The organism is Streptomyces sp. NPDC055254, from assembly GCF_053606025.1.
In genome coordinates, this window is record NZ_JBSGQV010000060.1 from 14,282 (window position 1) to 20,869 (window position 6,588).

General features: G+C 73.5%; 7 protein-coding genes. 3 read left to right on the forward strand and 4 right to left on the reverse strand.

Going from position 1 to position 6,588, the window contains the following annotated elements; translation table 11 throughout:
* Positions 1-85: 85 nt before the first annotated feature.
* Together ACWFQ8_RS31975 and ACWFQ8_RS31980 are read right to left on the reverse strand one after the other, a co-directional pair.
* Positions 86-1,021 (reverse strand): SCO0930 family lipoprotein, encoded by a 936-nt coding sequence (locus ACWFQ8_RS31975; protein WP_453789787.1) that lies wholly within the window; start codon positions 1,019-1,021, stop codon positions 86-88.
* Positions 1,022-1,139: 118 nt separating this feature from the next.
* On the reverse strand, positions 1,140-2,150 hold the full coding sequence (locus ACWFQ8_RS31980; RefSeq protein WP_453789780.1) for a GDSL-type esterase/lipase family protein: 1,011 nt from the start codon (positions 2,148-2,150) through the stop codon (positions 1,140-1,142).
* 460 nt (positions 2,151-2,610) lie between these two features.
* Here ACWFQ8_RS31980 and ACWFQ8_RS31985 point away from each other — a divergent pair, with 460 nt between their 5' ends.
* Together ACWFQ8_RS31985 and ACWFQ8_RS31990 are read left to right on the forward strand one after the other, a co-directional pair.
* Positions 2,611-4,095, forward strand: a complete 1,485-nt coding sequence (locus ACWFQ8_RS31985; protein ID WP_453789781.1) for an amino acid permease — start codon at positions 2,611-2,613, stop codon at positions 4,093-4,095.
* A gap of 16 nt (positions 4,096-4,111) precedes the next feature.
* Positions 4,112-4,567 (forward strand): Lrp/AsnC family transcriptional regulator, encoded by a 456-nt coding sequence (locus tag ACWFQ8_RS31990; protein WP_030027017.1) that lies wholly within the window; start codon positions 4,112-4,114, stop codon positions 4,565-4,567.
* Between the two features lie 77 nt (positions 4,568-4,644).
* On the opposite strand, the gene ACWFQ8_RS31995 is transcribed toward ACWFQ8_RS31990, so the two are convergent.
* Together ACWFQ8_RS31995 and ACWFQ8_RS32000 are read right to left on the reverse strand one after the other, a co-directional pair.
* Positions 4,645-4,944, reverse strand: a complete 300-nt coding sequence (locus ACWFQ8_RS31995) for a WhiB family transcriptional regulator (protein ID WP_453789782.1) — start codon at positions 4,942-4,944, stop codon at positions 4,645-4,647.
* 90 nt (positions 4,945-5,034) lie between these two features.
* Complete coding sequence (locus ACWFQ8_RS32000) at positions 5,035-5,763, reverse strand: GNAT family N-acetyltransferase (protein WP_453789783.1); 729 nt, start codon at positions 5,761-5,763, stop codon at positions 5,035-5,037.
* 336 nt (positions 5,764-6,099) lie between these two features.
* On the opposite strand from ACWFQ8_RS32000, the gene ACWFQ8_RS32005 reads away from it, so the two are divergent.
* The gene (locus ACWFQ8_RS32005) at positions 6,100-6,492 is read left to right on the forward strand and encodes a hypothetical protein (RefSeq protein WP_453789784.1); all 393 of its coding nucleotides are present in this window, start codon (positions 6,100-6,102) and stop codon (positions 6,490-6,492) included.
* Positions 6,493-6,588 lie beyond the last annotated feature (96 nt).

The window sequence follows — 6,588 nt, forward strand, 5'->3', positions numbered from 1 at the left end:
CCCACAACCCCCGCGTGGGGCGGGCGGGGGGGGGGGGGGCCCCCCCCCCGCCGGGGGGCCCCCCCCCCCCGGGGGGGAGGGGTGGCTACGGGGCGGTGATGAGCTTGCCGTCGGGGGCGACGGCGTACCACGTGCCGCCGACGCCCTGCCCGTTGGTGTCACCGGGCTTCTTGTCGCCCGCGAAGGTGTAGACCGGCCAGCAGTCGACGGTCTGCTGCTTCTTGCCGTCGGGGCGGTCCAGGACCAGGTAGTTCCGCTCGGTGATGCCCTTGGTGTTCGCCTTGTCCACCGGCGCCACCACGGGCCACTTGGCCAGGCAGTCGTCCGTGCACTTGGAGACCATCGGCCAGGCGGTGTCGGGCTTGAACCGGTAGACGGTCATGCCCTTGCCGTCGACGATGTGCGCACCGAGCTCGGGATCCTCGGCCACCGACAGGCCCGGCTGCGCGCCCTGCGATGCGCCCGTGTTGCCGCCGCCGGCACCCGGCGCCGGCTTCGCGGCCTTCTTGCCGTCGGGGGCGAAGGAGAACCACACGCCGCCGACGCCCTGCCCGTTGACGTCGCCCGCCTTGGTGTCCTTGTTGAAGCGGTACGCGGGCCAGCCCGCGACGGTCAGCTGCTTGCTGCCGTCGGTGCGGACCACCTCGCCCAGCAGCGCCGGGTCCATCTCGGCGGCGGCCACGGCGTCGCCGGCCGCGACCACGGGCCAGGTCTTCGCGCAGTCCCCGTCGCAGTTCGACTTGGACGGCTCGGCCGTGTCCTTGTCGAAGCGGTACAGGGTCAGGCCCGCGCTGTCGGTGAGCACCGGGCCGAGCTGCTCGTTGCCGGCGACGGCCAGCTGCCCGGCGGACGTCGCTCCCGCGCCGTCCGCCGCCGGAGCGGGGTAGGAGTCCTGGGCGGCGGCGGCGCCGGCCGGCTGGGCCGTGTCGGCGGCCTTGTCGCCGGTCGGTCCGCAGGCCGTGGCCCCGAGGACGACGGCGATCGCGGCCGCGGCAAGGGTGGTTCCGCGCTTCATGCCCATCTTGATCTCTCCCACTGTGGTGTCTGTCGTGTCCGCCGCCTCGGCGTCGGCGACTCGTGCTCATGACACGGCGTGGTGGGAGGAAACTGTTCAGTCCGGCGGCTGTGGGGTGTTTCACTCAGTGCGCGCCGAACCCGGCGCGCCGGAGCGCCGTGGCCACAGCGAGGCCGAGTACCTGGTGTCCGCCGTCGTTCGGGTGCAGCCCGTCCGCCAGGTGCTCGGGACCGAGCACGTCGCGCCCCGGGAGGACGGCGAGCCGTTCGTCCCCGGCCGCGATCCGGTCCCGGGCGGCCCGCTCCATGGCGTCGCGCAGGGCCCCCAGGGTGGCGCCGAGCCGGTTCGGGGTCCGCTCGGCGTCGGGCCGCAGGACGGGGGAGAGCAGCAGCAGCGGGGTCCGCGGATGCCCCTGGCGCACCAGGTCCAGGAAGGCGCGCGTGGTCTCGTACAGCAGTGGCGCGGTGAAGGGCATGCGGGACCAGCAGTTGGTGCCGAAGGCGAGCGTGAGGACGTCGGCGGGAAGGCCGGCGAGCTGTTCCGCGGTGGCCAGCTCGCCGCGCGCGGCGCCGGCGTAGCCGAGGTTGACCGTGTCCCAGCCCAGGGCCCGGCCGGTGACCGCGGGCCAGCCGTGGGCGGGGCGGGTGGACCACCAGCCCTCGGTGATGGAGTCGCCGTGCACGACCCAGCGCGTGGCGGGCGGGGCCGGGGTGAGGGTCCCGCCGACCCCGCGCAGGCCCAGGATCACCGGGGCCTGGTTCTCGGGCGGGTGGACGGTCAGGGGCCCGCTCGCGCCGCGGAGATCGATCCGTACAACGGCCTCCGGCACCGGTTCGGTGAACACCTCGCCGACCACCCCGTGCCGGTCCCACAGGGCGAACCCGTGCGCGAGGTCGCGCAGGGCGTCCGCGGGTCCGGGCACGGTCGCCCGGTAGCGGATGTCCACCGCGTGCGCCGTCCCGGCGGTGAACTCCAGCCGGACCCCGATGGGCAGGGCGGCCCGTTCGCCGGTGTCCCAGGGCAGCCGCATGGTGTCCGCCGGGTCGGCGCGCACCGGGCGCCCCTGGTCCAGCCAGGCCACTCCCCGCAGGAAGGGCTCGGGGTCCTGCCACCGCTCGTCCGGGCCACGGCTCACTCTGTCGCCTCCGATCGTCGGATACGGGAACTCCTGCCGACCCCCCGCCGTCCACCCCCGCGTCTGCCCCGTGACGCACGGGGCGAGCGGCGAGGAGGCAGGGAGTACCGAAGAGGCGGGGAGTACTGACGTGCACGTCCGCACGCTGCGACAGATCTGACAAGGTGTCAAGAACGACCCAAAAGGGCCTCTGCGCAGCGATCGATCATCCATACGCAACAAAGGACCATCACGGACAGATCCGCGCAACGATCGTGCGCCAATGTGCAAGGATGGTGCATTACGGGCGGTATCACTCAGCTCGTAGGCTCACTCGCTGTACGTGGAGTGGTGCGACTGCCTGCTCGGCGGTCCCCCCATGCTCAGGCCCTTCCCCCTTCGGGCCCTGTCCTGCTCCGGACCGTCGCGGTCGACGCCTCGTCCCCGGCCTCCCCGATCCGCAGTGACAAGGAGTTTCCTCGTGCTCGACCACGGCCAGGCGCCACCGCTCGCTCCCGAGTCCCGTAGGCCCGCCCACCCGCTGCTGCGCCGCAAGCCGGTCGAGCAGCTGGTCGCCGAGGGCGGTCAGGGTGAGGGCGGCGCCCTCAAGCGCTCGCTCACCATGTGGCAGCTGACCATGATCAGCATCGGCGCGACCCTGGGCACCGGCATCTTCGTCGTGCTCGGCGAGGCGACCCCGATCGTGGGTCCGGTCGTCTGGGTAGCCTTCATCGTCGCCGGCCTGACCGCGCTGTTCTCGGCGCTGTCCTACGCCGAGCTCGCGGGCTCCATCCCGGTCTCCGGTTCCTCCTACTCCTACGCCTACGCCACCATGGGCGAGCTCGTCGCCTGGATCTGCGGCTGGTGCCTGATCCTGGAGTACGGCGTCTCGGTCGCGGCCGTCGCCGTCGGCTGGGGCCAGTACCTCAACGAGCTGCTCGACGGCACCCTCGGCTTCACCATCCCCGAGGGCTTCTCCGCCCCGCTGGGCGAGGGCGGCTACATCAACATGCCGGCCCTGGTCGTCGTCCTGCTCTGCATGGTGTTCCTGATGCGCGGCGCCAAGGAGAGCGCCCGGATCAACTCCATCATGGTCGGCATCAAGATCGTCACGCTGGTGCTCTTCTGCGTCATCGGCTTCATGGGCATCAAGGCCGGCAACTACACCCCCCTGGCCCCGCTCGGCGTGACCGCCATCAGCACCGCGGCCGCCATGCTCTTCTTCTCGTACATCGGCTTCGACGCGGCCTCCACCGCCGGTGAGGAAGCCAAGAACCCGAAGAAGGACCTGCCCCGCGCGATCATGCTCTCGCTGCTGATCGTCACCGCCCTGTACTGCCTGGTCGCCCTGGTCGCCGTCGGCGCGATGCCGTGGCAGGAGTTCGAGGGCAGCGAGGCCGCCCTGGCCCAGATCATGGAGAACGTCACCGGGCACTCCTTCTGGAGCGTCGTCCTCGCCGCCGGAGCGGTCGTCGCCATCGCCAGCGTCGTCTTCGCCGTGCTCTACGGCCAGACCCGCATCCTCTTCGCCATGTCCCGCGACGGACTGATGCCGAAGGCGTTCGCGAAGGTCGACCCGAAGACCGGCACGCCGAAGGTCAACACGATCATCGTCTGCCTCTTCTGCGGCATCCTGGCCGCCACCATCCCGCTCGGCGAGCTGGCCAACGCCACCAGCATCGGCACGCTCTTCGCCTTCGGCCTGGTCAACGTGGCCGTCGTCATCCTGCGCTTCACCCGCCCGGACATGAACCGGACCTTCAAGGTCGCGCTCTTCCCGGTCACCCCGATCCTGGGTTTCCTGTTCTGCGCGTACCTGATGACCGAGCTGCCGCTGGCGACGTGGGTGGTCTTCGGTGGCTGGATGGCGGTCGGGCTCGTGATCTACTTCCTCTACGGCATGCGCCGCTCCAGCCTGGCCACTGTGGCCGCCGTGGCCGCCTCGGCCTCGGAGGCCGCTGAATAGAAGTGATTCACCCCCCGTGCGACTGAACGATCTCGACGAACGCATCGTGCACGCCCTCGCCGAGGATGCCCGCCGCTCCTACGCGGACATCGGCTCCGAGGTCGGGCTCTCCGCCCCCGCGGTGAAGCGGCGGGTCGACCGGCTGCGCGCCGAAGGCGCCATCACCGGCTTCACCGTCCGGGTCGACCCCGCCGCGATGGGCTGGGAGACCGAGGGCTTCATCGAGATCTACTGCCGCCACAACACCTCGCCGGACGACATCCGGCGAGGCCTGGAGCGCTACCCCGAGGTGGTGTCCGCGTCGACCGTCACCGGCGACGCGGACGCCCTCGTCCAGATCTTCGCCTCCGACATGCGCCACTTCGAGCGGGTGCTGGAGCGGATCGCGGGGGAGCCCTTCGTGGAACGCACCAAATCCGTGCTGGTGCTCTCCCCCCTCCTGCGCCGCTTCACCTCGGGCGCCCCGGCCTGACCGGCTCGGGCGGGGGGTGAAGGGAACCGGCCGCCCCGCGCCCGTCGCCCCGGCCCCGCTCCGGACCGGGCGGGGGGTCAGGCGCTCGCGCGGGCGCCGGTGGCCAGGGGGGACAGCAGGGCGCGGCGTTCCTCCTCGGTGGTGCCGCCCCAGACGCCGAAGGGCTCCCGGGTGCGCAGCGCGTGCTCCAGGCAGGCCGTGCGCACCGGGCACGCCGCGCAGACCCGCTTCGCGGCCGCGTCCCGCTCCGCCCGGTCCTCGCCCCGCTCGCCGACGGGGTGGAAGAACCGGCCGGAACCCAGGTCCCGGCAGGCCGCGCGGGACTGCCACTGCCAGAACTCGTGCGTGGCACCGGGCAGGCGTGCGACGTCGTTCATCGCGGTCTCCTCTCCAGGGTTTACCTCCGTGTGACCGCTGACCGCCCGCTGAAACCCGCGCGGCGCCCGCCGAAACCCGACGCGGCGCCCTCAGCCGGCCGCCGGTGGGGTGCGCAGGCCCAGGAAGAGCGGGTGGCGGCGCAGCGTGAACCCCATCGACTCGTACAGTCGTACCGCCCCGGTGTTGTCAGCCGCCGCGTGCAGGAACGGGCTGTCCCCGCGCTCGCGCACCTCCGCCGCGACCGCGCGGATCAGCCGCGCGGCCAGCCCCCGGCCCCGGTGCTCCGGACGGGTGCACACCGCGCTGATCTCCGACCAGCCCGTCGGCCGCATCCGCTCCCCGGCCATCGCCACCAGCCGGCCCCCGTGCCGGATCCCGAGGTACGTGCCCAGCTCGACCGTCCGGTCCAGGAACGGCCCCGGCCGGGTCAGCTCGACCAGCTCCAGCATCTCCGGTACGTCGGCGGGCCCCAGCGGGACCGCCTCCGGCGCCGCCTCGGCCCGTACCGCCCGGCCGTCCAGCTGCACGCCCGGGATGCTCATCACGGTCTCCCACCCCGGCGGAGGGGTCAGCAGCCCCGTCACGAAGACCCCCTCCCCGGGCCCGGCCAGCGCGGCGAGATCCGCCCAGGCGCGGGGATCCGCCGGGTCGGCGAGCGCTCCGAAAGGGGTCGCGTCCGCGCGGTAGCGGGCGGCCAGGCCGCCGGGACCGTACTCGGCGACATCCCGGTGCGGACCCGTCAGCGCCGCCCACACCGGGTTGTCGAGCACCTCGGCGTCACACCGGGGGCCGGCGGCTGCGCCGGTGTGCTGGGACATGGGTGCGGGGCTCCTCCGGTCGGTGGGCGGCGCGATCGGCCGCGACCGCCTTCTTGACGGCCCCGGGCGCCGCCACGAGACTGCGGGGGACGGCCGGCGGGACGGCATCCCCCCAGCGGGAAGCGTAACGACCCCCGGGCGGGCCGCAGATGACGGGACGAGGGGGCGGGGCACCGGTGGACACGGCCACGACGGCGGACGCGGAGGCGCGCAACCTCCGCCGCTGGTGGCTGACCCGGCGCCTGCACATCGACCTCCTGCGGGTGTGCAGCGCATTCGGCGCACGCGGCTGAACCTCCGCCGCCCCCGCCCCTCCCGCCACCGCCCTGGAGAGTCATGTCGCGTTCCGTCCTGCCCTTCACCGGTCCGGCCCCCGCCCTGCGCGGCCGCATCGGCACCGGCTTCTCCCCGGTCCCCCACCGCTACCACCTCTACCTCCGCGTCGGCTGTCCCCGCTCCGCGCGGGTCCGCGAGGCCCTGGCCCTGCTCGGTCTGGAGGACTTCGTCACCACCACCGTCCTCGGCGAGGGCCCGGAGGCCCGCGACACCCCCGGGTACGCGGCCCTGCGCCTGGCCTACGAGGCCGCCGGGCACCACTTCGACGGGACGCTGACGGTCCCCGCCCTCTGCGACACCTGGAGCGGCCGGATCGTCACCCACCACACCCCCGACATCCTCGACGACCTGCGGCTCCTGGCCGCGCACCCGGCCTTCCGCGCGGGTCCGTAGGACGGGGCCGGGGGAGAGGGCCGCGAAAGCCCCCGCGGAGCATCGCGCGCGGGCCCCTGGGAGGCCCCCGCGAAGGCCCCCGCGGGGGCCTTCGCG

Coding starts and splice junctions, on each gene's coding strand:
- ACWFQ8_RS32000 (WP_453789783.1), bottom strand. CDS start 5,763: ATGTCCCAGCACACCGGCGCAGCCGCCGGCCCCCGGTGTGACGCCGAG.
- ACWFQ8_RS32005 (WP_453789784.1), top strand. CDS start 6,100: ATGTCGCGTTCCGTCCTGCCCTTCACCGGTCCGGCCCCCGCCCTGCGC.
- ACWFQ8_RS31975 (WP_453789787.1), bottom strand. CDS start 1,021: ATGGGCATGAAGCGCGGAACCACCCTTGCCGCGGCCGCGATCGCCGTC.
- ACWFQ8_RS31995 (WP_453789782.1), bottom strand. CDS start 4,944: ATGAACGACGTCGCACGCCTGCCCGGTGCCACGCACGAGTTCTGGCAG.